We start from the raw sequence: 25,236 nt of genomic DNA, 5'->3' as shown, positions 1-25,236 counted from the left end.
TCCCTTCCTGGCTTGAGACGGCCGCGCTCAGCCGAGCCAGTGCTGCAGCTTGGCGAAGAGCAGGTCCTCGTCGACGGGCTTCGTCATGAAGTCGTCGCAGCCGGCGGCCCGCGCGCGGTCCTCGTCGCCGGTCATCGCGTTGGCGGTGATCGCCATCACCGGGATGGCGGCGGTCGTCGCGTCGGCCTTGATCCGGCGCGTCGCCTCCCAGCCGTCGACGAGCGGCAACGACAGGTCCATGAGGATGAGATCCGGCCGGTGCGCGATCGCCATGTCCACGCCGGCGGCCCCGTCGACGGCGATCAGGATCTCGTACTCGTCCTCGAGCAACTGGGTCAGCAGATCGCGGTTGAGCGCGACGTCCTCGACGATGAGAATCCGCTTCATGGGCCGGTCCCGGGCGTCGCGGGCCGCCACGGGCGGGTCGTTGCCGACCTCATCGGTCACCGTCGGCGGTCTCGGTCTCCAGGACCGGCAGCACGCGGCGGACCTCCCGGACCAGGGCGGCGCGATCGAGCCCGCCCTTGTCGATCAGTCCGAGCACCCGTTCCCGGAGCATGCCGCGCTCGGCGGGATCCAGGGACGCGGCGGTCAGGACCACGACGGGGATCGACCGGGCGGCGGGATCCGCCTGCAGGGCGTCCAGGAAGGCGAGGCCGTCCATCCGCGGCATGAGCAGGTCGAGGAGGATGACGCTCGGGCGGGCCTGCGCGATGCGCTCCAGGCCGGCCGCGCCGTCGGCCACCCAGTCGACGGTGCAGTGCTCCGAGTCGAGGAGCTGCCGCACGAGGTCCGGCACGTTGGGATCGTCGTCGATCACGAGGACGCGCTCGTTGTCGGGGGCGATCCGCGCGAGGGCGCCGATCAGGGCCTCCCGCTCGAACGGCTTCACGATGTAGTCGGTCGCGCCGAGCCGGAAGCCGAGCTCCTTCTGGTCGACGATGGAGATCAGCACGACCGGGATGTCCCGGGTCAGCGGATCGGTCTTCAGCGCGTGCAGCACCTGCCAGCCGTCGGTGCCGGGCATCATGATGTCGAGGGTGATGGCCCGCGGCTGCAGCTCCCGGGCCTTGACCAGCCCTTCCTGGCCGCTCGCCGCCCCGACCACCGTGTAGCCGGCATCGGCGAGGTTCTCCTTCAGCAGGTAGACGACGTTGGGATCGTCGTCGATCGCGAGCACGACCTTGGCGCCCGAGCGCGGCGCGGTGACGGCGGCGGGTGCCGGCTTCGGGGGCGGCGGCACCTCGGCGCCGCCAGCGATCCGCGGCGGGATGGTGAGCGTGAAGGTCGAGCCCTCGCCCTCGCGGCTCTCGACGCCGATCCGACCGCCGAGCAGGCGCGCGAGCCGGTGGCTGATCGCAAGCCCGAGCCCGGTGCCGCTGTGGGACCGGGTCGCGCTGTTGTCGACCTGATGGAACTCCTCGAAGATCGCGCTCAGGGCGCCCGCCGGGATGCCGATGCCGGTATCCATCACGGCGAACTCGATGCCCTCATCGACCGAGCGGACGCGGAGCGTGACCGATCCGGCCTCGGTGAACTTGATGGCGTTGCTGAGCAGGTTGATCAGGATCTGCCGCAGCTTCTCCTCGTCCGTGCGCAGCATCGGAGGCGGGTCCCGGACGTCCCGGACGAGGCGCACGCCCTCGTGCTTGACGAGGGGCTCGACGGTGCGGAGGCACAGGTCGAGGACCGGCTCCAGGGCGAAGTCCGAGGGTTTCACCTCCATGCGCCCCGCCTCGACCTTGGCGAGGTCGAGGATGCTGTTGATCAGCGAGAGCAGGTGCTCAGAACTCGCCAGGATTTTCTCGAGATTCTCGAACTGCTTGACCGGCAGGACATCCTTCGCCCGCCGCATCACCAGCCGGGTGAAGCCGATGATCGCGTTGAGCGGCGTCCGCAATTCGTGGCTCATGTTGGCGAGGAAGCTGCTCTTGGCGCGGCTCGCCTCCTCGGCCGCCTCCTTCGCCTGACGCAGGCTCTCCTCGGCCTGCTTGCGCTCGATCACGCGGCCGAGCTGCGCGCCGATATTGCTCATGACCCGGAGCAGCGAGGCGTCCGGCGGGGACGCGTCACGGGCGAAGAACTCCAGTACCGCGACGACGTCGCGCCCGACCGTCACCGGAAAGGCGAACCCCGCCCGGATGCCGTGCTCGACCGCCGCCGGCGCGCGCGGGTCCGCGGCCATCGACGGGTCCCCGACGCTCCATTCCGGCGCGCCCGAGACCAGAACGCGGCCGGCCAGGCCCGATCCGGCGGCCAGCGACGTGGCGGCCGTGGCGGCCTGGAATCGCGCGACATCCGCGCCGGGGTCGCAGTGCCAGATGCCGGTCGGGAGCAGCGTCCGCGTCCCGTCCCGGGCCAGGATATGGGCGTGACCGACGGGCCAGCCGGCGTGCTGCGCGACGCGCTCGAGGCAGAAGCGCAGGGCGTCCTCGACCGTCGGGGCCTCGTTGGCGGCCGCGGCGGCGGCCTGGAGCAGCTCGACGAAGGCGGTCTGCTTCTGCAGCGCCAGCTCGGCTTCCTTGCGCTCGGTGATGTCGCTCCAGGACTCGACCACCTCGACGGGCTGGCCCGTCGCGTCCCGCAGGAGGCGCTGCTCGTCCCGGACCCAGCGATAGGTGCCGTTCGCGTGCAGGAACCGGTACTCGATGACGTTGTGCCCGTCCGCGAGCAGGTGCGGGAACTCGGCGAGCACGCGGTCACGGTCGTCGGGATGGAGCCGCTCCAGCCAGAATTCCGGGCCCGCCAGGTAATCGCCGGGCTCGTAGCCGAGGAGATCGCGCACGTTCTCGCTGATGAAGGTCGGCGCGTTGCGGCCCCCCACCTCGAAGCTGCAGATCATCGACGGGGACGCGGTGAGCAGGTAGGTCAGCCGCCCCTGCGTCGCCTGGAGCACCTGCTCGGCGCGCTTGATCTCGGTCACGTCGGTGTAGACCGCGACGACGCCGCCGTCGTTGGTCTTGCGCTCGTTGACCTGGACCCAGCGGCCGTCGACGCGCTGCTGCAGAAGCGGACCGCGCGGCGCGCGGTAATGGGCGATGCGCTCGGCGACCCAGGCCTCGACGCTCATCCCGTCCGGCCGTACGACGCAGGTCTCCGCGACGGCGTTGGCGATGGCCTCGAAGGTCACGCCGGGCACGATGATGGCCGACAGGCCGGGATGGAAATCCTGGAAGTGCCCGTTGCACAGGACGAGGCGATCGTCCGGGTCGAACAGCGCGAAGCCCTCCGAGCTGCTCTCGATCGCCTCGACGAGCTTCTGCTTGGCGACCCCGGCCTCGTCGAGAGGCCCGGCGCTCCGGCTAGGGCCGGCGTCGGCGGCCGGACCTGTCTCGCTGGGTGATCCGGCCGGCGCGTGGGACATACCTCGAACCACTCCGACACCGACGCGCCAGGGGTGACGCCTTGCCCTGCCAAGCCTGATCTGCGCGATGCCCGAGGGCGCGCAATTCATTATTCGGCACCGTCGCATGGTCTATTTTGCGGATCAAGCTGTACGGGAATCGCTGTCCCGCCCCAGTCACGGGCTCGCCGTTCGTCGCGCAGTTCGTCGCCCGTCTGCCGGCTTCTCGCTTCCAATCCCGTCCGGAACGCATCGGTGCCATGTCTCGGCGCGGCGTGGCGGCACGCCGAGAAGGTGTATCTTCCGTGAAAACGGAGGAAACGATGGCTTACAAGATCACTTTTCGCCGCGGAAAACGCGAGAGCTTCACCAAGCTGTGGCCGTGCGACCTCGAGGCGGCGACGGCCTACGCGCTCGCGCAGCTCCCCCTGCAGCAGCGCGAGAACGGGGCGACCTCTGTCACCGTGGTCTGCGAGCGGACCGGCGAGGTCGTGTTCAACTCGACCGAGCAGCCCGAGGCCGCGATGGTCTAGGGCGTCGCCCGGCCGCGGACCGGACGCTCCCGGGGGCTGCGTCGTGCCACCAGATCCCCTCCGTGCGCCCGAGCCCGTCCCGGCCTCGGTGGGCCGCGCCGAACCGGGATCCGGCGCCCACGACTCACCGCCCCGCGTCCTGCACGCGCTCGATCCGCGCTTTCTCGGGCTGACGGGCGCGCCGGCCCCCCATCCTGATGACATCCCTATGCCGGACGCCCCGAGCGCGTCTTGGTCCCTCACGGCCGATGCGGACGTGGTCGCGCCATCGGGCATCAGCCCGGATGGAGCCTCCGCATGCCGATCGTCCGTTACATCCTCGCCGAGTGCAGGGCCGACCGCGTCTTCGCGCTGATGGTCGTCGCGCTCGGCGGGTGGTCCGCCGTGTCCCTCGCGCTGCTCGCGCTGAACGTCTTCGAACCCCTGCGGGTCCAGTGAGCGCCGGAGTCGCGCCGCCCTGTCGCGGCGACGCCGCGTCGCCGTCCGGCACGGCACCCCCGGGGTTATCCATCCAGCCGCTGGCGGGCCGCTGCCGCGTCTGCGGCCTCGCCTACGGCGGCATCCTCGGCCGCGAGGCGGGGGTGATCCGGCTCGATCGCGCCCGGTGGCGCCGTCTCTGCCCGGGCGCGGCGTGGCTGACCGTGCCGGCCGCCTGCGCGGGTCTCCGGGCCAGCTTCGGCGGCGACGCCGGATCCTAACGCGGCCCTTATAAACTCCCGCCCGGTCCTCGCTCGAACCCTAACGCGGTTCCCGGCGACACTGCTGGTCGGCCAAGGCCGGCCGCGGAGCCTCCGCGGCCGGTCCGCCGAACCGGACCAGACCACCATGCTCGACATCGTCTTCCTCGCAGGGGGCCTCGCCTTCTTCGCCGCGGCGGCCGGCTACGCGGCCGCCTGCGACCGGCTCTGAGAGAGGCCGCCATGACCCTCGATCTCGCCCTCGGCGCCTGCGTGACCGCCGGCCTCCTCGTCTACCTCACCTACGCCCTCGTCCGCCCCGAGCGGTTCTGAGCGGCCCTGACGGATCTCCCCCCATGACCCTCAACGGCTGGATCCAGATCGCGCTGTACGGCGCGATCGTTCTGGCGCTCGTGAAGCCCCTCGGGTCGTACATGACCCGCGTCTTCACCGGAGAGCGCACCCTCCTCTCGCCCGTTCTCGGACCGATCGAGCGCGGGCTCTACCGCGTATCCGGCATCGATGACCGCCAGGAGCAGCACTGGCTGGCCTATACGGGCGCGATCATCCTGTTCCACGTGCTGGGCTTCGCGGTGCTCTACGCGATCCTGCGCCTGCAGGCGGTACTGCCGCTGAACCCGGCCGATCAGAGCGCGGTGGCGCCGGATCTCGCGTTCAACACGTCGACCAGCTTCATCACCAACACCAACTGGCAGTCCTACGGCGGCGAGACCACGCTGTCGTACCTGTCCCAGATGCTGGGCCTGACGCACCAGAACTTCCTGTCGGCGGCGACCGGCATCGCGGTCGCGGTGGCGCTGATCCGTGGGTTCGCCCGCGCCTCCAGCGGCACGATCGGCTCGTTCTGGGTCGATGTGACCCGCGCGACCCTCTACGTGCTGCTGCCGATCTGCATCCCCTACACGCTGTTCCTGGTCTGGCAGGGCATGCCGCAGACGCTCAGCGCCTACGCGGACGCTACGACGCTGGAGGGCGCTAAGCAGACCATCGCGCTGGGCCCGGTCGCGAGCCAGGTGGCGATCAAGATGCTCGGCACCAACGGCGGCGGCTTCTTCAACGCCAACGCCGCGCACCCCTTCGAGAACCCCACCGCCCTGTCGAACTTCGTCCAGATGGTCTCGATCTTCGCGATCGGCGCCGCGCTGACCAACGTCTTCGGCCGCATGGTCGGTGACGAGCGTCAGGGCTGGGCGATCCTCGGCGCCATGGGAATCCTGTTCCTGGCCGGCGTCGCCGTCACCTACTGGGCCGAGGCCAACGGCAGCTCGGTGCTCAGCAGCTTCGGGCTCACCGGCGGCAACATGGAGGGCAAGGAGGTCCGCTTCGGGATCAGCGCCTCGGCGCTGTTCGCGGTGATCACCACCGCGGCCTCCTGCGGCGCGGTGAACGCCATGCACGACTCGTTCACGGCGCTCGGCGGCCTGATCCCGCTGCTCAACATGCAGCTCGGCGAGGTCATCATCGGCGGCGTCGGCGCCGGCCTATACGGCATGCTGATCTTCGTCATCGTGGCGATCTTCGTGGCGGGCCTGATGGTCGGCCGCACCCCCGAATACCTCGGCAAGAAGATCGAGGCGAAGGAGGTGAAGATGGCCATGCTCGGCATCCTCTGCCTGCCGCTGATGATGCTGGGCTTCACCGCCCTGGCGACGGTGGTGCCGGCGGGCCTCGCCGGCCCGGCCAATGCCGGCCCGCACGGCTTCTCGGAGATCCTCTACGCCTACACGTCGGCGGCGGCCAACAACGGCTCGGCCTTTGGCGGGCTGACGGCCAACACGCTGTTCTACAACAGCACGCTCGCCGTCGGCATGCTGGTCGGCCGGTTCTTCGTGAAGATCCCGGTGCTCGCCATCGCGGGCTCGCTCGCGGCCAAGAAGACGGTCCCGGCCTCCGCGGGCACTTTCCCCACCCACGGTGGCCTGTTCGTCGGGCTGCTGGTCGGCGTCGTGCTGATCATGGGCGGTCTGACCTTCTTCCCGTCGCTCGCGCTCGGCCCGATCGTGGAGCACTTCGCGGGCGCGGCCGGCCAGACCTTCGCGACGGGGGGCTGAGATGCCGCGCGCTTTCCCCGCCCGGCGCGTCCCGCGCCACCACCTCGCGCTGCACCGCTCTCCACTGCGGCACGACCGCGGCGGCGCCCAGCCCCTGCGGACCTCCGACCTCATCCTGGCGCTCCTCGGCGTCGTGATGCTCGGCGGCTTCGCCCTGCTGGCCGCCTACGCGCTGACCCTCGGCGCCGGGGGCTGAGCCTCCGCAACCGTGATCGCGCGCGCAGCGAAGCGCGGCCCTGGGTTGCTTCGCTCCGCTCGCAAGGACGGCAGCCTCACTTCAATCTCTCCTCCGGACATCTCCCATGTCGCGTCAGACGTCATCCCTGTTCAGCGCCGCCCTGATCGGGCCGGCCCTCCTCGGCTCGGTACGAAAACTCGATCCGCGGGCCATGATCCGAAACCCGGTCATGTTCGTGGTCGAGGTCGTGGCGCTCCTCACCACCGTGCTGTTCGTCCGCGACCTCGGCACCGGCGGCAGCGACCTGCTCTTCTCGGGCCAGATCATCCTCTGGCTGTGGTTCACCCTGATCTTCGCCAACTTCGCCGAGGCCCTCGCGGAGGGGCGCGGCAAGGCCCAGGCCGACAGCCTGCGGCGCACCCGCACCGAGATGACCGCCAAGCGCCTGACCGGCCAGGGCCGGGCCTTCGAGACGGTGCCGGGCACCACGCTCAGGGTCGGCGACGTCGTCCTGGTTGAGGCCGGCGACCTGATCCCGTCCGACGGCGAGGTGATCGAGGGCGTGGCCTCCGTGAACGAGGCGGCCATCACGGGCGAATCCGCCCCGGTGATCCGCGAATCCGGCGGCGACCGCTCGGCGGTGACCGGCGGCACGCAGGTCCTCTCGGACGAGATCAAGGTCCGCATCACCGCCGCGGCCGGCTCGACCTTCGTCGACCGGATGATCGCGCTCGTGGAGGGCGCCTCGCGCCAGAAGACGCCGAACGAGATCGCCCTGAACATCCTGCTCGCCGGCCTCACCATCGTGTTCGTCTTCGCGGTGGCCTCGATCCCGAGCTTCGCGAGCTACGCGGGCGGGTCGATCCCCGTGATCGTTCTGGTCGCCCTGTTCGTCACGCTGATCCCGACGACGATCGGCGCGCTGCTCTCGGCGATCGGCATCGCCGGCATGGACCGGCTGGTCCGCTTCAACGTGCTCGCCATGTCGGGCCGCGCCGTGGAGGCGGCGGGCGACGTCGACACGCTGCTCCTCGACAAGACCGGCACGATCACCCTCGGCAACCGGCAGGCCACCGAGTTCCGCCCCGTCCGCGGCGTCACCGCGCAGGATCTCGCCGACGCGGCGCAGCTCGCCTCGCTCGCCGACGAGACGCCGGAGGGCCGCTCGATCGTGGTGCTGGCCAAGGAGAAGTACGGCATCCGCGCGCGGGACATGGGCGGCCTCAACGCCACCTTCGTGCCGTTCACCGCGCAGTCGCGGATGTCGGGCGTGGACCTTCAGGGCACGTCGATCCGCAAGGGCGCGGTCGACGCCGTCATCGCCTCGGTCTCGGGCCAGCCCATCGCCTCGCGCGGCTCCAACGTCGCCCTGGCCATCCGCCCCGAGGCCGAGACCGGCGTCGTGACCGAGATCCGCGCCATCGCGGAGGAGATCGCCAAGGCCGGCGGCACCCCGCTCGCCGTGGCCAAGGACGGCCGCCTGCTGGGCGTGGTCTACCTCAAGGACATCGTGAAGGGCGGCATCCGCGAGCGCTTCGCCGAGCTGCGCCAGATGGGCATCCGCACGGTGATGATCACCGGCGACAACCCGATGACCGCGGCGGCGATCGCCGCCGAGGCCGGCGTCGACGACTTCCTCGCCCAGGCGACTCCGGAGGACAAGCTCGCGCTGATCCGCAAGGAGCAGGCGGACGGCAAGCTCGTCGCCATGTGCGGTGACGGCACCAACGACGCCCCGGCGCTGGCCCAGGCCGATGTCGGCGTGGCCATGAACACCGGCACCGTCGCGGCCCGCGAGGCTGGCAACATGGTCGACCTCGACAGCGACCCGACCAAGCTCATCGAGATCGTCGGCATCGGCAAGCAGCTGCTGATGACCCGCGGCGCGCTGACGACCTTCTCGATCGCCAACGACGTGGCCAAGTACTTCGCCATCATCCCGGCGATGTTCCTCACGCTCTACCCGCAGCTCCAGGCGCTGAACGTCATGGGCCTGGCCTCGCCGCAGAGCGCGATCCTGTCGGCGATCATCTTCAATGCGCTCATCATCGTCGCGCTGATCCCGCTGGCCCTGCGCGGCGTCACCTACCGGGCCGTCGGCGCGGCCGCGCTGCTGCGCCGGAACCTCCTGATCTACGGCCTCGGCGGCGTCCTGGTGCCCTTCGTCGGCATCAAGGCCATCGACCTCGCCGTCAGCGCCCTCCACCTCGCCTGAACCGGTCCCAGGAGACCTGCCATGCTCAACCAGCTTCGCCCCGCCCTGGTCCTGCTCACCGCCCTGACGGCGATCACCGGCCTCGCCTACCCCCTCGCGATGACGGGCCTCGCCGGCGCCATCTTCCCCGCCAAGGCCGCCGGCAGCCTGATCGCGCGCGACGGCACGGTCATCGGCTCTAGCCTGATCGGCCAGAACTTCACGGGTGCCGGCTACTTCCACGGCCGGCCCTCGGCGACGACGGCGCCGGACCCGTCCGACGCCTCGAAGACGGTGCCGGCGCCCTACAACGCGGCGAACTCCTCGGGCTCGAACCTCGGCCCGACCAGCGCCGTCCTCGCCGAGCGGGTGAAGGGCGATCTCGACGCGCTCAGGGCCGAGAACCCGGATGCGCCCGTCCCGGTCGACCTCGTCACGACCAGCGGCTCGGGCCTCGACCCGGACATCTCGCCCGAGGCCGCCTACTTCCAGGTTCCCCGCGTCGCCAAGGCCCGCAACATCCCGGCGGACAAGCTGCGCGCACTGGTGTCGTCCCGCATCGAGGCGCGCACCCTCGGCATCCTGGGTGAGCCGCGCGTCAACGTGCTGGCGCTGAACCTCGCGGTCGACGATCTCGCCCGTCGCTGAGGCGCGCCCGGCAGCAGGGGGGACCCCGAAGCTGCGCTGCGGATCCCGCTTCGTCTTTGCGAGCGAAGCGAAGCAATCCAGCCGCGCCACGTCCACCGGCGTCCCGCTGCTCTGGGTTGCTTCGCTCCGCTCGCGATGACGCGACGATCCCGCGTTGTCCGCGGCGTTTTGCTAAGATGACGATCATGCCCGAGACCGGCCGCGATCCGACCCGCCCCTCCCCCGACGCCCTGCTCGAAGCCGCGCGCCGGGAGGAGCGGACGCGTGGCCGACTGAAGGTGTTCCTCGGCGCCGCCCCCGGGGTCGGCAAGACCTACGAGATGCTGACCGTCGGGCGGGCGCGATTGAAGGCAGGCCTCGACGTAGTAATCGGTGTCGTCGAGACGCACGGCCGCGCCGAGACCGAGGCACTGCTCGACGGGTTCGAGACGATCCCCCGCCGTTCCGTTCCGTATCACGGCACCGTCCTGCAGGAGATGGACCTCGACGCCCTGCTGGCGCGCCGGCCCGCGCTGGCGCTGGTCGACGAGCTCGCCCACACCAACGCCCCGGGCTCGCGCCACCCGAAGCGCTACCAGGATGTCGAGGAGCTCCTCGATGCCGGCATCGATGTCCTGACGACGCTCAACATCCAGCACGTCGAGAGCCTCAACGACGTGGTCGCGTCGATCACCCGCATCCGGGTGCGCGAGACGGTGCCAGACGGCGTCCTCGACCGGGCGGACGACATCGAGGTGGTGGACCTCAACCCCGACGACCTGATCCAGCGCCTGAAGGACGGCAAGGTCTACGTTCCGACGCACGCCGAGCGCGCGCTCAAGCACTACTTCTCGCGCGGCAACCTCACGGCGCTCCGCGAGCTGGCGCTCCGGCGCACCGCCGACCGGGTCGACGACGAGCTGCTCGGCCACATGCGGGCCAACGCGATCGCCGGTCCCTGGGCGGCGGGCGAGCGCGTGCTGGTCTGCGTGAACGAGGATCCCCGCTCCGCCGGCCTCGTGCGCCACGCCAAGCGCCTGGCCGACCGCCTGCACGCACCCTGGACGGCGCTCTCCATCGAGGGCGCGCGGGCGGCGGCCCTGAGCGAGGCCGAGCGCGACCGCATCGCCGAGGCCCTGCGGCTCGCCGACCGCCTCGGCGGCGACGCCGTCACCTTGCCGGGCGGGCGCCGGATCGCCGACGACGTGCTCGACTACGCGCGCTCGGCCAACGTGAACCACATCGTCGTCGGCAAGGCGAACCGCTCGTGGCTCTTCGAGCTGGTCAACGGCTCGGTGGTGTACGACCTCGTGCGGCACAGCGGCGCCATCAGCGTGCACGTCGTCCCCGGCGAGGCCGTCCCGGGCGAGAAGCCGGCGCGCCGCGCCGTGGCGGTGACCGCGCCGCGCCCGGGGCGCGACGCGCGGCCCTACGCGATCGCGCTGGCGGCGATCGCCGCGGGCCTCGGCGCGGCCATCGTCGCGGAACCCTACGCGGGCGTGGAGAACGCCGACCTGTTCCTGCTGACCGCGGTCGTGGCCGTGGCGGTGCGCTGGGGCCTCGGGCCGTCCCTCGTCTCGGTGGTGGCGGCCTCGCTCGCCTACAATTTCTTCTTCCTGCCGCCGGTCTACACGCTCACCATCGCCGATCCGACCAACGTCGCGGCGTTCCTGCTCTTCACCCTGGTGGCCGTCCTGGTCTCGAACCTCGCCTCCCGCGCCCGCCGCGTCGCGGTGGTCAGCCAGGGCCGGGCGCGGGCCACGGAGCGGCTGTTCGGCTTCTCGCGGAAGCTCGCCGCCTGCGGCACCCTCGACGACGTGCTCTGGGCTACCTGCGCCCAGGTCGCCGCGATGCTGAAGGTGCGCGTCGTCCTCCTGCTGCCGGACGGCCAGGCCGTCACGGTGCGGGCGGGCTACCCGCCCGAGGACATGCTGGACGAGGCCGATCTCGCGGCCGCGCAGTGGGCCTTCGACAACGACCGGCCCGCGGGCCGGGGCGCCGACACGCTGCCGGGCGCCAAGCGCCTGTTCCTGCCGATGCGGACCGGGCGCGGGACGATCGGGGTGATCGGCCTCGATTCCGACGGTACCGGGCCGATCCTGTCGCCGGAGGGCCGCCGCCTCCTCGACGCCCTGGCCGACATGGGCGCCCTCGCCATCGAGCGGGTCCGGCTCGTGGAGGATCTCGACCGGGCCGAGCGCGCGGCCGAGACCGACCGCCTGCGCCAGGCGCTGCTCACCTCGATCAGCCACGACCTGCGCACGCCGCTCGCCTCGGTCCTGGGCGCGGCCAGCACGCTCCGCGACCTCGAGGCGGCGCTGCCCGCGGACGCCAAGGCGGAGTTGCTGGCCACGATCATCGAGGAATCGGAGCGGCTCAACCGCTTCATCGCGAACCTCCTCGACATGACCCGGCTGGAGGCCGGCGCGGTGGCGCCGAACCTCTCCGCGCAGGACGTGGCCGAGACGGTCGACACCGCCCTGCGCCGCACCCAGAAGATCCTCGCCGAACACCGCGTCGCCGTGGAGGTCGAGGCCGACCTGCCGCCGCTGGCGCTCGACCCGGTCCTGTTCGAGCAGGTCCTGGTCAACCTCCTCGACAACGCCGCCAAGTACGCGCCCGAGGGCTCGACCGTGACGGTCCGGGCGCGCCGCGCGGACGACCGGGTCCGGATCGCCGTGCTGGACGAGGGCGACGGCCTGCCCGAGGCGGATGTCGAGCGGGTCTTCGACAAGTTCTACCGCGTCCGGAAGGGCGACCGTGTCCGGGCCGGCACCGGGCTGGGCCTCGCCATCTCCCGGGGCTTCGTCGAGGCGATGGGCGGCACCGTCACGGCCGAGAACCGCCGCGACCGCGGCGGCGCCTGCTTCACCGTCAGCCTGCCGGTTCCGGCCCGGAGCGCGCCCAGGGACATCGCCGCATGAGCCCCACGATCCTGGTCGTCGACGACGAGCCGCCGATCCGCAAGCTCCTGCGCATGGGCCTGGCCACGCAGGGCTACGCGATCCTGGAGGCGCCCGATGCCCGGACCGCCCTGGCGCTGCTCGGCCGGGAGGGTGTCGACCTCGTGATCCTCGATCTCGGCCTGCCCGACATGCGCGGCCACGACCTGCTGCGGTCGGTTCGATCGAGCCATCCCGACCTCCCGGTCGTCGTGCTTTCGAGCCGCGACGACGAGAGCGGCAAGGTCGAGGCGCTCGATCTGGGCGCCAACGACTACGTGACCAAGCCGTTCGGCATGGCGGAGCTGCTGGCGCGCCTGCGGGCCGCCATGCGCCACCAGCTCGCCGCGCGGGGCGAGCGGCCGATCTTCCGCGTCGACACCCTGTCGGTCGACCTGGTCCGCCGGATCGTGAAGGTCGACGAGGCCGAGGTGAAGCTGACGCCGCGCGAGTACGACTTCCTGCGCGTCCTGGTCCTGCATGCCGGCAAGGTGCTCACCCACGCGCAGCTGATGCGCTCCGTGCCGTCCTCGTCCGACCCGCAATACCTGCGCGTCTACGTGCGCCAGCTCCGCCAGAAGCTGGAGGCGGATCCCGAGCGGCCGCGGATCTTGCTCACCGAGACCGGCGTCGGCTACCGCCTGCGCGCGCCCGACGACGAGCCGGCCCCGCCGCACCGTGGCGCCGGCGGCGCGACCGCCCACTGACCTCGAGGACGACCCGATGTGTCCCAGCGCCCGCGATCCCGCGCGATGAGTGTGGACCGGATCCTCGCGCCCTCCGACGCGCTCGTCGGCCTGCGCGCTGCCGGCAAGGGGGCGCTGCTCGAGGAGCTGGCGCGCCGCGCCGCCAACGCCCTCGGCCTCGCCGCGGAGACGATCCTCCCGGCGCTGATCCGGCGCGAATCCCTGGGCTCGACCGGGATCGGCGACGGCATCGCCCTGCCGCACGCGCGGCTCGAGGGCATCGCGCGCCCCTACGGGATCCTGGCCCGGCTCCGCGACCCGATCGATTTCGACGCGGTCGACGATCGGCCGGTGGACCTCGTCGTCCTGCTGCTGCTCCCGGCCGTCGCCGAGGGCGAGACGCTGAACGCGCTGGCCTGCGTGGCGCGGCGCCTGCGCGACCCCGGGGCCGCCGCGGCGATGCGCGCCGCGCGGGACGCGGCGGCGCTCTACGCGGCCGCGACGGGCCGGTAAGGGCGCCGCGCGGCCGTCAGTGCGCGCCGCCGGTCTCGACGAACTTGAACAGGAAGACCGCATTGCGGAAAAAAACCCTTATTAAGCAATATCTTAGCCTAAAGAAATCGACGAGTTGTATACCGGTCGTGTCATCGGCATCTGAGCGTCGCCACACCCATTGAACCGGACGAGTTTTCACCGTGTGAAGGCACGGAGGACTGCCTGGACCCTGGATGTGTCGCCGATGCGCCATGCGCCGGATCATGACTGTCTGTTCGGTCCTGCCTCCTCGGGCTGGCTGAATGCGGTCGTGAGGATAAAATTTTGCCGACCGAATTTCCGAAAGCCGGACCGAGACTTATCCCCACACAGGAGGATATCCACAGGCTTTTGCGAGGCGGCACAACATCTAGCGGGGAACCTGCGAATCGAACACTACTTGTTGACGTGGAATCGTGAACCTGCCACGATTCGCCATCCCAGCAAGGGGCGTTCGTCAACTGACTTCGCTTTGAATTACTGGGGACGATCGACCGTCGGAAACGAAAGGGCCGCTGGGTCTGGAACACCCAACGGCCCGGAAGTTCCGATCCGCATTATCCCGGTGGTCGGGCGCGGAGCGAGCTGTGTGACAGCGGGCGCCATTGTGGCGCTCGAATGCCCGTGGTCAAGCCCGACCGCCTCGAGTGGTATATCGAGGTATAATCATGCCTAGTTTTGACGTTGCGCACGTTAATCAGTCTGGCCAGAACATGGTCATCGTCCCGCTCGATTCGAGCTTCGAATACAAGTCGTCGTTCGAGCAGGATGACATCATGAGCGAACTGCAAGGACGAAGCCGCGCTGCCGGAATGGCTGGATCGGTCGTCGCTGTTTGGGAGCGCAATGGTCAGATGCGTTTTCGGGCTCCGCCGAGACTGCACAGTCATATAAATGCACTTGGAATGTACGGTGTCTTAAACAATATTAATAAGCGCCTGTACTGGTAATACGTCGATCTACTGGATGGGGTTACCGCCAATACAAGGGTGGCTCCATCCAAGTCCGTTGCAAGTTGTGGAACATGCCAATCGTGTCAATTCAATTCTGGTATTGCGCACAAGGTGATCTGTTAGAGGGTTAGCAGGTGTCGGCTAAGTTCTGGATTCCAACCAACGCCAAGGGAAAAGACGGCCATTCTCAAAGACCGGCGCCAGCATAACGGAGCAATTGATCAACGGATAGCGGCGGCCAAACCAGCAATTGTCGCCAGATATGAAGAGTCGATGGAGCAAATGATCGATGATATTAGTTCGGTTCGCTTTGCTCAAGCTCGACACCGATCAAAGACCTCCGATGGATTTTCAATTCTCTTTTGGAATAAATAACAGGTTTCTGGTCGGGAATCTTCTGGAAACGGTAAGATCTGGTACATACATACTACCGGCGGGCCATAAAGCGCCGTACAGGCCAAAGAAAACTAAGGAAGGTTTGGTGAATTTTCCAAATAAGATTAGAGAACAGCTCGAAGAAGGTATAGAGACATATAGCAATCTGATATCGGTAGCACTGAATTGCACAAGACAGATATCATCGGGAAACCCGATATTGGCATTACGGCCGGAAGACAACGACGACCTCCGATATCTGCAAGAGGCGACCGGTTTTATTGTGAAAAATCCGCCAGCTCTCATCGCCAAAGGATCTTACAGTTTCGACCCAGAACAACATGTCTTCGAACTAAACGATCGCCTTGATGGCGTGGCACTAATGGCAGAGTACCTTGCAGCAGGAACTGCAACTGGAAAACTTCGTGAAGCAATACGCTTCTTTGAACGCGCTTTCAGGACTGGCGGACACCAGATCATTGGTCCCTTAACGCAATTTTTGGGCGGCACAGTCTTTGGGTATACAGAGCAAGAAGTCAAGAAATGGCTCATCGCAAGGGACGGAGCGACGCATGCGGACCAACGCGACGATGTTGCGCTGGAGATCGACTGCGCATGGTTTACCGAGCGTCTCGAGCAGGCCTCGTACGACGTGTTGATCAACAAAGAAATCTGGCGCAGCCCTGATCCTCAACGTCGTAGCATGTGGCGCCCAAAGAATGGAACTACAAAGACAGATCTGGATATGTTCATGGTCAAAGGGCCAGAACATAAGATGCAGTGGAAGATTTTTGATCAATTCCGCAAATTTCCCTCAAACCTCGAAGGAAACTTTAGCGTCGATAAAATGAATATGTGGTCTGGACCAATGGCGACCAAGACAGGCGGATTATTCGACCCGAAGGTCGTCATGCAGCAGCAGGGGAAGATGCATGTCTTCGAGGAAGGTGATACAGATTTCTTCCTCAAGCCTGTTCAAACCACCAGCGATGGCGTCAATCCGGACTCAAGCCTCACTTGGACATTAGGCCAGCAGAGACTCTGAACGAACCCTCGCTCAGACACGAAGCTGACACGGCACCTGTTCACGACCTTGTTGTTTCAGAACTACTGCCGGCGGCGACGAGACACACCTAGCGAGTGTGATCGAAAGACGGGATGCCAGAAGCCCGAGAGGCGTAATTACCGGTCTCCGATCGGATTTACGCCACCAGTTCACGCCCGTCCCCAGCTCGCGAAGACCCTGGTCAGACTTGGTTGAACCCACGGCACCGCTTGAGCAGCCGGCGTATCCCCCCTCCGACATGTTTTGCGAAGGACCTCATGATGCGCACCCACATCCGGCTGATGCTGGCGGCGACCGCCCTCTGTTTCGCACCGGCTGTGTCTGACGCTCAGGAGGTGAGCCGAGCCGATGTGGGCCGGGCCATCATCGCCATGAACAAGCGTATCCGGACCGCTGTCGGCGCACAGGCAAAACGTCTCGAACTTGGGACGGAATGGGTTGAGTACTGCGCGCTCGAGACGGCCAGGAAGCTGGCGTCGCATCCCAAGGACGGCAGCGTCCCCTTCGGCTCGGATCCCTTCACCGCACTGAATATGAAGCCGTTGTTGGACGAGGCGCTCGATCAGAAGGAGGTCTACCTTCGCCAGGATCAGATCCTCTGCCTCTCGAGCGTGAGGCGGACGCTTGAAGGGGGCAACAGCGTCCAGCCGTGACATTCGGAGTGGCCCACGTACGCTGCCCCGGTCTGACGGAGACTTTGACTCCAACCTCATTCAGGAGGGCGTCCCAATATCGCATGAGCCGGCCCGATCCCCTTCCAAAATGCTGAGCCGCGCGTTGATCATCGGTGCGATTCGGCCGTGATCGAGCGTCGGGTCTCTAGACCGAGAGCTTCTCCCGATTCGCCTTGCCGTTTGGCGACCTCCGCCGCTACAAGCTCCGGTTGAAACAGATCGGTGGACCGACGAGGCGTTGGATGTGGGCGTATGTCGACGAAAGCGGGAACACCGGGAACAAGATCTTCGATCCGAACCAGCCTCACTACATCACGGCGGCCCTGATATCGAAGACCAACTTTGATCTGGTGAACAAGGCCGCCCTTCTCCAGATCTCACACAAAGTCGACAGCGATGCCTTGCACGCGAACGAACTTGGCGTCGCAAAAATCGAGATCATCGCATCGGACCTCCATCGCCTTCTGAAAAAAAGCCCGTCGCGATTCTTCTTCTCGCGGCTTGAGAAGCGTTATCTCGCGACCGCTAAGGTTTTCGATACCTACTTCGATGCGGGCGAGAACGTCGCGGTCCCGTGGCATGTCTATTGGGTGAAGCACCTTAAGCTCTTGCTGATGTTCAAACTATCTCACGCGGTTGTCACTGAAGAAGTGGCGAGCATTGTATGGGACTGTTTGACAGCCTCGAACGAGCGGACTTCGAAGGAGTTGTTCGTTCAGGGCGCGGAGGCCATGCTCGGAAATGTAGACCGTCTGTACGATGCCCGGTCTCGACAGCTCGCGACGGACGCTCTGACGTGGGCACGAGACAACCCGCAGGCTTTTACGACGTTTGTGAAAAACAAGGTCGACCGGCTTCTGAACGCCCCGAACTTCGTGGCGTTTACCAACCTGCTCGACGGGATCGAACACCATTCCAAGAAGTGGGACCGACCTGTGAGGCAGATCGTCCACGACGAACAGTCTCAATTCGGTAAAACCCTGACGAAATGGCATGCTATCATCAGTGACAGCTCGCGAAAAGAAGAGCAGCCCGTACATTTTCCTGGTGAGGAGCGGCCGTACCGCTTCGGACGAGTCCTTGGCAGCGAATTCACGATGTCGACCGAGCAGAACAGCGCCGGCCTACAGGTAATCGATGTCATTCTCTGGCTGTTCAAGCGCACCCTCGATGGGAAAGAGATCGGAAATCGATCCGGAGAATTGCTGAACTACGCAATGAAAAATGCCTTGCAGAACGACATGTCATTCGCTGGCGTCGAAGGCTCCCTCGAGTCCGATCTCAATACGATGATGTCGGCGGATATGAGCCGGGAGCAGCTGGAGTTCGGGGAGAATTTCGTGCGTGAAAACGAAGCGCGGCGTCTCGCCGCCATGCAGGCCGCAGAAGCCGCGGGCCTCCCATCGGCCGATTGAAGAGCAATTCCGCAGCCGTCCTGGTCTCGGCCTCTGAAGTCGCTCAGAGACGCTGGACTATACGGTCGTACGTCATGCCGTTCGGTGCGTTGTCGAGGTACGTCCGGATCAGGGAATTATCCTTCGCCGTCTCGGTCATCTCGGCGTGACGCGCAGCGGCGTGCTCCATGATCGGCCGCGACTCCGGATCCTGGAGATACCGGGCGATCAGTTCATCACCTTCAGGCGGGCGCTCGGCGTGATAGGTGTAGGGGTTGCCTGACCGAACGACGCGGCCATGAATGGTGATCGGTCCAGGCGGCTGGAGATGAGGCTGAAACGGCCGCGCCAACGTGATGTCCGTCTTCTGACCGTTGTACTCGTACCACGCGTGTGAGGGGTACATGTCGTCGGTGCCATCGTTGACGAAGCCGACGACGGGCAGGCCGACGATACCGTGAACGGTCTCGAGGTGGTACTTCATGAAGAACGTCGTCTGGTAACAGGCGCCCTGCATCGGCAGGACCGTGATCAGCCTCCGGGCGAGAAGCACCACCTTCTGCTCGTCAGCGGTCAGATCCTGGAACCAAGACGCTTCGATCGCCCTTCGTTTCGCCTCTCCCATCGTTGGCCCCTTCCACAAGCGGCGCCCGATCGATCTTGAGGATCAGGCACTCCTTATCGTTGATGCCCCGACGAAGCACTGAAGCGCGCCCAATTCAAGCTCGGTCTAGGGGGTTGATCGGCGGCGACCGCGTGCTCGGCCAGGATCTCTGCGATAGCTCAGTCGCCGGTCATCGGCGCGATACCAAACATCAGTGGGTACCGGGAGCGGAGTTGCCGCGGAAGTACGAGGCTGGCAGCGTGGCAAAGCTCGATCTACCGAAACCCGCGAGCCTTGAACCCCCGGTGCCTCCCGGCAATCCGTTCACGATCGAGGTCTGGGGCGAGCGGGGGAGTATCGAGATGCGTCTGGCGGTGATCTATCCGCTCGACGGCGCCGTGGCCGCGCTCGGAGCCGTCGAGGGTGCGTATCCCCATAGTGAGATCACTCTGCGCCAGGGTATCCGAGTCGTGCGGAAGCGGGCGAGACCGGCCTAGCTCGAAGGAAACGGCCTTTCAGAACGAGGCCCGATTCCACAAACTGAGCGGATCGATCGTAGGTCGCCAGCGATCGGTGCAGAGCCATAACGCATAGGTTGTGAAACACCGAGCCATCGCAGGTGTTCATTCGCTCGAACGGAGCTAGAACGGGATCAGCTACAAACTTGAGGTGGCAGGGTTCGCGCTGAGGCTTCCCGTTCTTCGTTCTACACGCGATAACTGCGATCATCGGGATCGAGGAGATCATCATTGTCCAAGAATTTGACCGCACTTAGCGGGCGAGCGCCACGGAAAGATCTTGCAAATTTCGTATCTTCTCTGCCTAATCCTGACAAAATCTTGGGCTTGACCCATGTGACGAGCAGCTACACCTTGCGCGATATTATCGACGCCAGTGAAATCGCATCCATTACCGAATGCAAGGTCTTGAAGGAAAAGGTGACTTATGCTTTTTATGGACGAATTTCATATCGCAACAAAGATGACATGACACCAGCAAGTTTATCAAGTCTTTTTCCGTCAGCCTTGATACTCGATCCTGGGCTAGTTCCCACTCCGAAATATGTTTTTGGCTTTGACAGCGGCGCCTTCTACGAAGGAGCTATGGATCAATACCTGCATCCATATATGCCTCTCTTCGATTTTTTGCTAGCACCCGATATATCTTCGGCAGCCAGGCTTGTGAATGCTGTTTTCTCCAATTCCGATGACTATTTTTATAATAGAGTACGACCCGAATTCAAAGTACCAGGAGGAACAGTGCCACCGTGGAGTCCTTGCGACCCGCAAACCGTCGAACCCGGCGTCCATCCGGCATCGTGTTACCCGTTATGTATACCGGTTTCCGGCTCGCATCCCCCTGATATCACAATCTCTTAGTGGAGTCCCGGCCCTTCAATGTACTTGAACAGGAAGACCGCCGCGATCACCCAGACGATCGGCTTCACCTCCCGGGCGCGGCCCGCCAGCAGCTTCAGCGCCGCGTAGGTGATGAACCCGCAGGAGACGCCGGTGGCGATCGAGTAGGTGAACGGCATCAGCAGGGCCGTGACGCAGGCCGGCACGACCTCGGTGATATCGTCCCAGTCGAGCTCGACCAGCTCGCGCAGCATCAGGCAGGCGACGTAGAACAGCGCCGGCGCCGTGGCGTAGGCGGGCACCGCGCCCGCGAGCGGCGCGAAGAACAGGCAGGCGAGGAACAGCACCGCCACGGTGGCGGCCGTGAGCCCGGTGCGGCCGCCCTCCTCGACGCCGGAGGCGCTCTCCAGGTACGCCGTCGTGCTCGACGTGCCGAGGAGCGAGCCCGCGAAGACCGAGACGGAATCGGCCATCAGCGCCCGGTCGAGGCGGCGCATCTTCCCGTCGGTCAGGAGACCGGCCCGGCTCGCCACGCCCATCAGCGTGCCGGTGGCGTCGAACAGCTCCACCAGGAACAGGACCAGGATCACGTTGAGCAGGCCCGCCGAGAGGGCCCCCGGGATGTCGAGGGCGAACAGGGTCGGGGCGATCGAGGGCGGCAGAGAGACGATTCCCTGGAAGGTGTTGCCCGCGAAGACGAAGCTCAGCGCCGTGACGGTGAGGATGCTCGACAGCAGCGCCGCCCGCACCTTCCGGGCGGAGAGGACGGCCACCATCAGGAAGCCCAGCACCGCCAGGATCGCCTCGGGCTTGTGCAGGTCGCCGAGGGTGACGAAGGTCGCCGGGCTCGCCGCGACGAGGCCGGCGTTCTTGAGCGCGATGATCGCCAGGAACAGGCCGATCCCGACCGTGATGGCGATCCGCATGGAGCGCGGGATCCCCTCGACGATCAGCGCGCGCAGGCCTGTCAGCGTGACGATCAGGAAGCACACGCCCGAGATGAACACCGCGCCGAGGGCGGCCTGCCAGCTGAAGCCGAGCTGCTGGACCACCACGTAGGTGAAGTAGGCGTTGAGCCCCATGCCGGGCGCGAGGGCGATCGGGTAATTGGCCCAGAGCGCCATGATCATCGAGCCGAGCGCCGCCACGAGGCAGGTCGCCACGAAAACCGCGCCCCGGGGCATGCCGGCATCCCCGAGGATGCTCGGGTTGATGAAGACGATGTAGGCCATCGTCAGGAAGGTGGTCAGCCCCGCCAGAACCTCCGTGCGCACGCTGGTGCCGTGCTCGGCGAGGCGGAAGGTGCGTTCCAGGAGGCCGGGCCTCGCCGCCGGCACCGCGTCCCGCGCGCGATCCATCACGCGAGCCCCGCCCGGCCGGCCGCCACGGCCCGGTAGATCCTGTCCGGCGCGAAGGGGGTCGCGGTCAGGCGAGCCCCGGTCGCGTCCCGGATGGCGTTGCCGAGCGCCGCCGCCACCGGGTTGAACGGCGACTCGCTCATCGACTTGGCGCCGAGGGGGCCGACGCTGTCGTGCGTGTCGGCGAACAGGACCTCGGTGTCTGGCACGTCGGCGCAGGCGGGGATGTGGTAGTCGCGGAACGTCTGGGTAACGAGGCTCCCGTCCGCGGCGACTTGGACGTCCTCGTAGAGCGCCGCGCCGAGCGCCTGCGCGATGCCGCCCTCGACCTGACCGCGGCACTGCATCGGGTTGATCACCCGCCCGGCATCGGCGGCGTGGACGCTCCTGAGGATCCGCACCGCGCCGCTCACCGGGTCGACCGCCACCCGGAAGGCGTGGACGTTGAACGCCACCGAGCGCGGGCTGCCGTCGGCCCGGCCGGTCGCGTCCAGGGGACCGATCGCCGCCAGCGTGACCGGTCCGGCCGGCGTCTCGACCTGCTCCCCGTCGAAGCGGCAGGATTCCGGGGTCGCGCCCGCGATCTCGGCGGCCCGCGCGCGGATCCGGAGCGCGAGCGCCTCGGCGGCGCGCAGCGTCGCCAGGCCCGCCACCACCGTGCCGGTGCTCCCGTAGGCGCCGGTGTCGTGCCCGACGATATCCGTGTCCGCGCCCGCGACACGGACACGTTCCGGCGCGGCGCCGAGCGCCGAGGCCGCGATCTGCCGATGCACCGTGCTGGTGCCGTTGCCGAACTCGGCCGTCCCGACGCGCACGGTGAAGTGCCCGTCGGCGTCCAGGCTGACCCGCGCGTCGGCGTGGTGGCCGCGCGGCGGGATCGTGTCGATCATCGCCATCGCCATGCCGGTCCCGGCGCGCCAGCCGGGTTGCGGCTCGGGCCCCGGATCGGACCGCAGCGCCTCCTCGACCAGGGTGAGGCACTGGTCGAGCCCGTAGCTGCCGAAGATCACGTCGTGCGGTTCCAGGCTATTCGACACCATGGCGTCGCCCGGCTTGACGGCGTTGCGCCGCCGCAGGGCGAACGGGTCCAGGCCGAGTTCGCGGGCGACCTCGTCCAGGGCGGATTCCAGCGCGAAGATCGTCTGGCTCAGCCCGTAGCCGCGGAAGGCCCCCGCCGGCACCGTGTGGGTGTAGACGGCGCGGCCGCTCACCTGCTTGTTCGGGCAGACATAGGCGGCCAGCACCTCGTGGCAGGCGTGGTGGATCACGCCGCCCGCGTGGTTCCCGTAGGCGCCGGTGTCGGACAGGACGTCGAGGCTCAGCGCCGTGAGGGTGCCGTCGCGGCGGGCGCCGACCTTCACGTCCACCCGCATCGGGTGGCGCGTCGTCGTCCCGACGAACTGCTCCCGGCGGGTCAGCTCCCAGCGCACCGGCCGGCCGGTGTGCAGGACCGCCAGGGCGACGAGATCCTCGGTCAGCATCTCCTGCTTTCCGCCGAAGCCGCCCCCGACCCGCGCGCAGACGACGCGCACCGCGTCCTTCTCGAGCCCGAACAGGTCCGCCAGCGTGTCCCGGGTCAGGAACGGCACCTGGGTGCTGGTGCGCAGCGTCAGGCGGCCGTCCTCGGCGCGCCAGCCGATGCAGCCGTGGGTCTCCATGGCGGCGTGCTGGACGCGCTGCGACCGGAACGTCCCGGCATAGACGAAGTCGGCCTCGGCGAGGCCCGCCGCCACGTCGCCGACCGCGCCGTGCACCTCGCCGGCGAGATTGGGATGGCTCTCCAGGGGCGGTGCGTCCTCGCCCGGGCAATCACGGGGATCGTGGACGCGGGCTGCGTCGGGATCGAGGGCGCGCTCCGGATCGAGGAGCGCCGGGCGCACCTCGTAGGTCACCTGCAGGGCGCGGCATCCAGCCTCCGCGGCGGCTTCCGTCTCCGCCACCACCGCGGCGACGCGCTGGCCGACGAACCGCAGGATCGGGTCGAGCACCCGCGTGTCCGAGGCGTCGTCCCGCGGGTCCTCGTGGCGGGCGGTCGAGAAGCGGCGCGTCGGCGCGTCGGCGTGGGTCAGCACGGCCACGACGCCCGGGATGGCGCGGGCGGCCGTCGCGTCGATCGCGACGATCCGGGCATGGGCGTGCGGCGAGCGCAGCACCTTGAGGTGGAGCGTGTCGCCGAGCGGTGCGTCCATCGTGAAGCGGGCGCGGCCGGACACGACCAGCGGCGCGGCCGGTGCCGCGAGGTTGCGGCCCACGGGATCGCCGCAGCCGTCGCTCTCGACCGAGCGCGCGCTGCCGGCGATGGCCTCGCGCACGGCGCGGTAGCCGGTGCAGCGGCAGAGATTGCCCTTGAGGGCGGTGCCGAGATCCTGCTTCTGACCCTGGTCGAGGCTCGCCGCGGTCATGATCATGCCTGGCGTGCAGAAGCCGCACTGGAAGCCCTGGGCCGCCAGGAAGGCTTCCTGCATCGGGTGGAACGCCGCCGGCTCGGCCGCGTCGGCGCGGCAGGGACCGGCCAGCCCCTCGATCGTGGTCACACTCCGTCCCTCGGCGCGGAAGGCCGGTAACAGGCAGCTGTGCACGGGCTCGCCGTCGAGATGGACCGTGCAGGCGCCGCAATCTCCGGCGTCGCAGCCCTTCTTCACGCCGAACCAGCCGGCCTCGCGCAAGTAGGTCCGGAGACACTGCCCGGCTCTCGGCGCGCCCTCGTGCGCGGCACCGTTGATCGTGAGCTTCATGACGCGGCTCCCGGCGACGGCGCCGCGTCGAGTGACCCGCGGATCTCCTCGGCGAAGTGCCGGGTCATGTGGCGGCGCCAGTCGGGCCGCCCGTGGACATCGTCGTGGTAGAGCGCGTCCGGGATCGCCTCGTCCAGCGCCCGCATCAGCGCGGCCGGATCCGGCAGACCGTCGAAGGCGAGTCGGAGCGGGCGTTTGACGGAGGCCGTGACGGTGAGCGCGAAGGCGCCGTCCGGGCCGCGCGTCCCGATCAGCAGCGCGCCGGAACGCCCGTTCGGGCTGAGGCTGATGCGGCGGAAGGCCGTGCGGCGCGCGAGCGCCGCGGCCGGCATCGACAGGCTCCGCAGGATCTCGCCCGGCGCCAGGGCGTTCCGCTGCGGCGCGAGGACGACGTCGAGGATCGGGAGCTCCCGCTCGGCCCCGTCGGCGGACCAGATCGTGCAGGTCGCGTCGAGGGCCGTCGCTAGGGCGATCATCGGCCCGGCCGGGAGGGCGAGGCAGACGTTGCCGCCGACCGTGGCCACGTTCCAGATCTTGAAGGAGCCGAGCAGCGCGCGGCAGCACTGGCCCACCAGCGGTGCTGCGTTCCAGCCCGGCGGCAGTTCCAGCCGGTCGAGCTGGGCGATGGTGCAGGTCGCCGCGAGGGTGAGGCCCTCCGCGTCGACGGCGTGCGGTGGCCATCCGAGCGCCGCGAGGTCGACGAGGCGCCGCATCCCGACCTGCGGCTCGGAGAACAGCCACGTCCCGCCTCCCAGGCAGGCATCGCCGTCCGCCCAGGCGGGAAGCTCGGTCCGACTCCGCGGCCGGACGACGGTCTCGATCGTGTTGAGGTCCATGCCCGCTCGCCGGTCCGAGGCCGGTTCGGCCCGGCCCGACACTATGCCGGTTCTAATCGGGCCCCGGTCAAGCCGCGCCGGCAACTTCGAACCTTGG

23 protein-coding genes are annotated in these 25,236 nt (G+C 67.8%); 17 read left to right on the top strand and 6 right to left on the bottom strand.

Annotated elements, in window-relative coordinates:
* Window positions 1–27: 27 nt before the first annotated feature.
* Window positions 28–387: a response regulator gene (locus ACQKQD_RS05080; RefSeq protein WP_026604690.1), complete on the bottom strand. Its 360-nt coding sequence runs from the start codon at window positions 385–387 to the stop codon at window positions 28–30.
* A 49-nt stretch (window positions 388–436) separates the two neighbouring features.
* Window positions 437–3,364, bottom strand: a complete 2,928-nt coding sequence (locus ACQKQD_RS05075) for a response regulator (protein WP_427507658.1) — start codon at window positions 3,362–3,364, stop codon at window positions 437–439.
* 302 nt (window positions 3,365–3,666) lie between these two features.
* Here ACQKQD_RS05075 and ACQKQD_RS05070 point away from each other — a divergent pair, with 302 nt between their 5' ends.
* From ACQKQD_RS05070 to ACQKQD_RS05000, 15 genes are all read left to right on the top strand, one after another.
* Window positions 3,667–3,876: a hypothetical protein gene (locus ACQKQD_RS05070; RefSeq protein ID WP_427507657.1), complete on the top strand. Its 210-nt coding sequence runs from the start codon at window positions 3,667–3,669 to the stop codon at window positions 3,874–3,876.
* A 297-nt stretch (window positions 3,877–4,173) separates the two neighbouring features.
* Window positions 4,174–4,314, top strand: a complete 141-nt coding sequence (locus ACQKQD_RS05065) for a hypothetical protein (protein ID WP_020091584.1) — start codon at window positions 4,174–4,176, stop codon at window positions 4,312–4,314.
* Window positions 4,311–4,574, top strand: coding sequence for a hypothetical protein (locus ACQKQD_RS05060; protein ID WP_056521660.1), 264 nt, complete (start codon window positions 4,311–4,313; stop codon window positions 4,572–4,574). Before ACQKQD_RS05065 ends, ACQKQD_RS05060 begins: the two co-directional genes overlap by 4 nt.
* A 222-nt stretch (window positions 4,575–4,796) precedes the next feature.
* Window positions 4,797–4,886, top strand: coding sequence for a K(+)-transporting ATPase subunit F (locus ACQKQD_RS05055; RefSeq protein WP_020091582.1), 90 nt, complete (start codon window positions 4,797–4,799; stop codon window positions 4,884–4,886).
* A gap of 23 nt (window positions 4,887–4,909) precedes the next feature.
* Complete coding sequence (kdpA, locus tag ACQKQD_RS05050) at window positions 4,910–6,625, top strand: potassium-transporting ATPase subunit KdpA (protein WP_427507656.1); 1,716 nt, start codon at window positions 4,910–4,912, stop codon at window positions 6,623–6,625.
* A gap of 1 nt (window position 6,626) precedes the next feature.
* Window positions 6,627–6,821, top strand: coding sequence for a hypothetical protein (locus ACQKQD_RS05045; protein WP_091677801.1), 195 nt, complete (start codon window positions 6,627–6,629; stop codon window positions 6,819–6,821).
* Window positions 6,822–6,927: 106 nt separating this feature from the next.
* On the top strand, window positions 6,928–9,018 hold the full coding sequence (gene kdpB, locus ACQKQD_RS05040; protein ID WP_427507655.1) for a potassium-transporting ATPase subunit KdpB: 2,091 nt from the start codon (window positions 6,928–6,930) through the stop codon (window positions 9,016–9,018).
* A 21-nt stretch (window positions 9,019–9,039) separates the two neighbouring features.
* Complete coding sequence (locus ACQKQD_RS05035; protein ID WP_427507654.1) at window positions 9,040–9,645, top strand: K(+)-transporting ATPase subunit C; 606 nt, start codon at window positions 9,040–9,042, stop codon at window positions 9,643–9,645.
* Window positions 9,646–9,830: 185 nt separating this feature from the next.
* Entirely contained in the window at window positions 9,831–12,548 is a 2,718-nt protein-coding gene (locus tag ACQKQD_RS05030) for an ATP-binding protein (RefSeq protein WP_427507653.1), read from the top strand.
* Window positions 12,545–13,273 carry a response regulator gene (locus ACQKQD_RS05025; protein ID WP_091924434.1) on the top strand — a complete coding sequence of 243 codons (729 nt, stop codon included), beginning with the start codon at window positions 12,545–12,547 and terminating at the stop codon, window positions 13,271–13,273. The genes ACQKQD_RS05030 and ACQKQD_RS05025 overlap by 4 nt, the downstream gene beginning before the upstream one ends.
* A 45-nt stretch (window positions 13,274–13,318) precedes the next feature.
* Complete coding sequence (locus ACQKQD_RS05020) at window positions 13,319–13,765, top strand: PTS sugar transporter subunit IIA (protein ID WP_427507652.1); 447 nt, start codon at window positions 13,319–13,321, stop codon at window positions 13,763–13,765.
* A gap of 689 nt (window positions 13,766–14,454) precedes the next feature.
* Window positions 14,455–14,736, top strand: a complete 282-nt coding sequence (locus ACQKQD_RS05015; RefSeq protein WP_427507651.1) for a hypothetical protein — start codon at window positions 14,455–14,457, stop codon at window positions 14,734–14,736.
* A 346-nt stretch (window positions 14,737–15,082) separates the two neighbouring features.
* A complete protein-coding gene (locus ACQKQD_RS05010) occupies window positions 15,083–16,159 on the top strand; it encodes a hypothetical protein (RefSeq protein WP_427507650.1) in 1,077 nt (358 codons plus the stop codon).
* A 278-nt stretch (window positions 16,160–16,437) separates the two neighbouring features.
* On the top strand, window positions 16,438–16,833 hold the full coding sequence (locus ACQKQD_RS05005) for a hypothetical protein (RefSeq protein ID WP_427507649.1): 396 nt from the start codon (window positions 16,438–16,440) through the stop codon (window positions 16,831–16,833).
* 263 nt (window positions 16,834–17,096) lie between these two features.
* The gene (locus ACQKQD_RS05000) at window positions 17,097–18,269 is read left to right on the top strand and encodes a DUF3800 domain-containing protein (RefSeq protein WP_427507648.1); all 1,173 of its coding nucleotides are present in this window, start codon (window positions 17,097–17,099) and stop codon (window positions 18,267–18,269) included.
* A 43-nt stretch (window positions 18,270–18,312) separates the two neighbouring features.
* On the opposite strand, the gene ACQKQD_RS04995 is transcribed toward ACQKQD_RS05000, so the two are convergent.
* Window positions 18,313–18,873: a hypothetical protein gene (locus tag ACQKQD_RS04995; RefSeq protein ID WP_427507647.1), complete on the bottom strand. Its 561-nt coding sequence runs from the start codon at window positions 18,871–18,873 to the stop codon at window positions 18,313–18,315.
* Window positions 18,874–19,112: 239 nt separating this feature from the next.
* Between ACQKQD_RS04995 and ACQKQD_RS04990 the strand changes: the two genes are divergently transcribed.
* Together ACQKQD_RS04990 and ACQKQD_RS04985 are read left to right on the top strand one after the other, a co-directional pair.
* A complete protein-coding gene (locus ACQKQD_RS04990) occupies window positions 19,113–19,349 on the top strand; it encodes a hypothetical protein (RefSeq protein WP_427507646.1) in 237 nt (78 codons plus the stop codon).
* Window positions 19,350–19,601: 252 nt separating this feature from the next.
* Complete coding sequence (locus ACQKQD_RS04985; RefSeq protein ID WP_427507645.1) at window positions 19,602–20,231, top strand: hypothetical protein; 630 nt, start codon at window positions 19,602–19,604, stop codon at window positions 20,229–20,231.
* On the opposite strand, the gene ACQKQD_RS04980 is transcribed toward ACQKQD_RS04985, so the two are convergent.
* Genes ACQKQD_RS04980 through ACQKQD_RS04970 form a run of 3 tightly spaced genes read right to left on the bottom strand, consistent with a single transcriptional unit; the run spans window position 20,228 to window position 25,139 of the window.
* Window positions 20,228–21,568, bottom strand: a complete 1,341-nt coding sequence (locus ACQKQD_RS04980; protein WP_427507644.1) for an NCS2 family permease — start codon at window positions 21,566–21,568, stop codon at window positions 20,228–20,230. The two genes, ACQKQD_RS04985 and ACQKQD_RS04980, sit on opposite strands and share 4 nt — an antisense overlap.
* Window positions 21,568–24,303 carry a molybdopterin-dependent oxidoreductase gene (locus ACQKQD_RS04975; protein WP_427507643.1) on the bottom strand — a complete coding sequence of 912 codons (2,736 nt, stop codon included), beginning with the start codon at window positions 24,301–24,303 and terminating at the stop codon, window positions 21,568–21,570. The genes ACQKQD_RS04980 and ACQKQD_RS04975 overlap by 1 nt, the downstream gene beginning before the upstream one ends.
* On the bottom strand, window positions 24,300–25,139 hold the full coding sequence (locus ACQKQD_RS04970; protein WP_427507642.1) for an FAD binding domain-containing protein: 840 nt from the start codon (window positions 25,137–25,139) through the stop codon (window positions 24,300–24,302). The genes ACQKQD_RS04975 and ACQKQD_RS04970 overlap by 4 nt, the downstream gene beginning before the upstream one ends.
* Window positions 25,140–25,236: the final 97 nt, after the last annotated feature.

Origin of the sequence: Methylobacterium sp. NPDC080182 (assembly GCF_050281105.1) — a bacterium.
Classification (GTDB): domain Bacteria; phylum Pseudomonadota; class Alphaproteobacteria; order Rhizobiales; family Beijerinckiaceae; genus Methylobacterium.
This window is presented reverse-complemented; position numbering and strand designations above follow the sequence as displayed.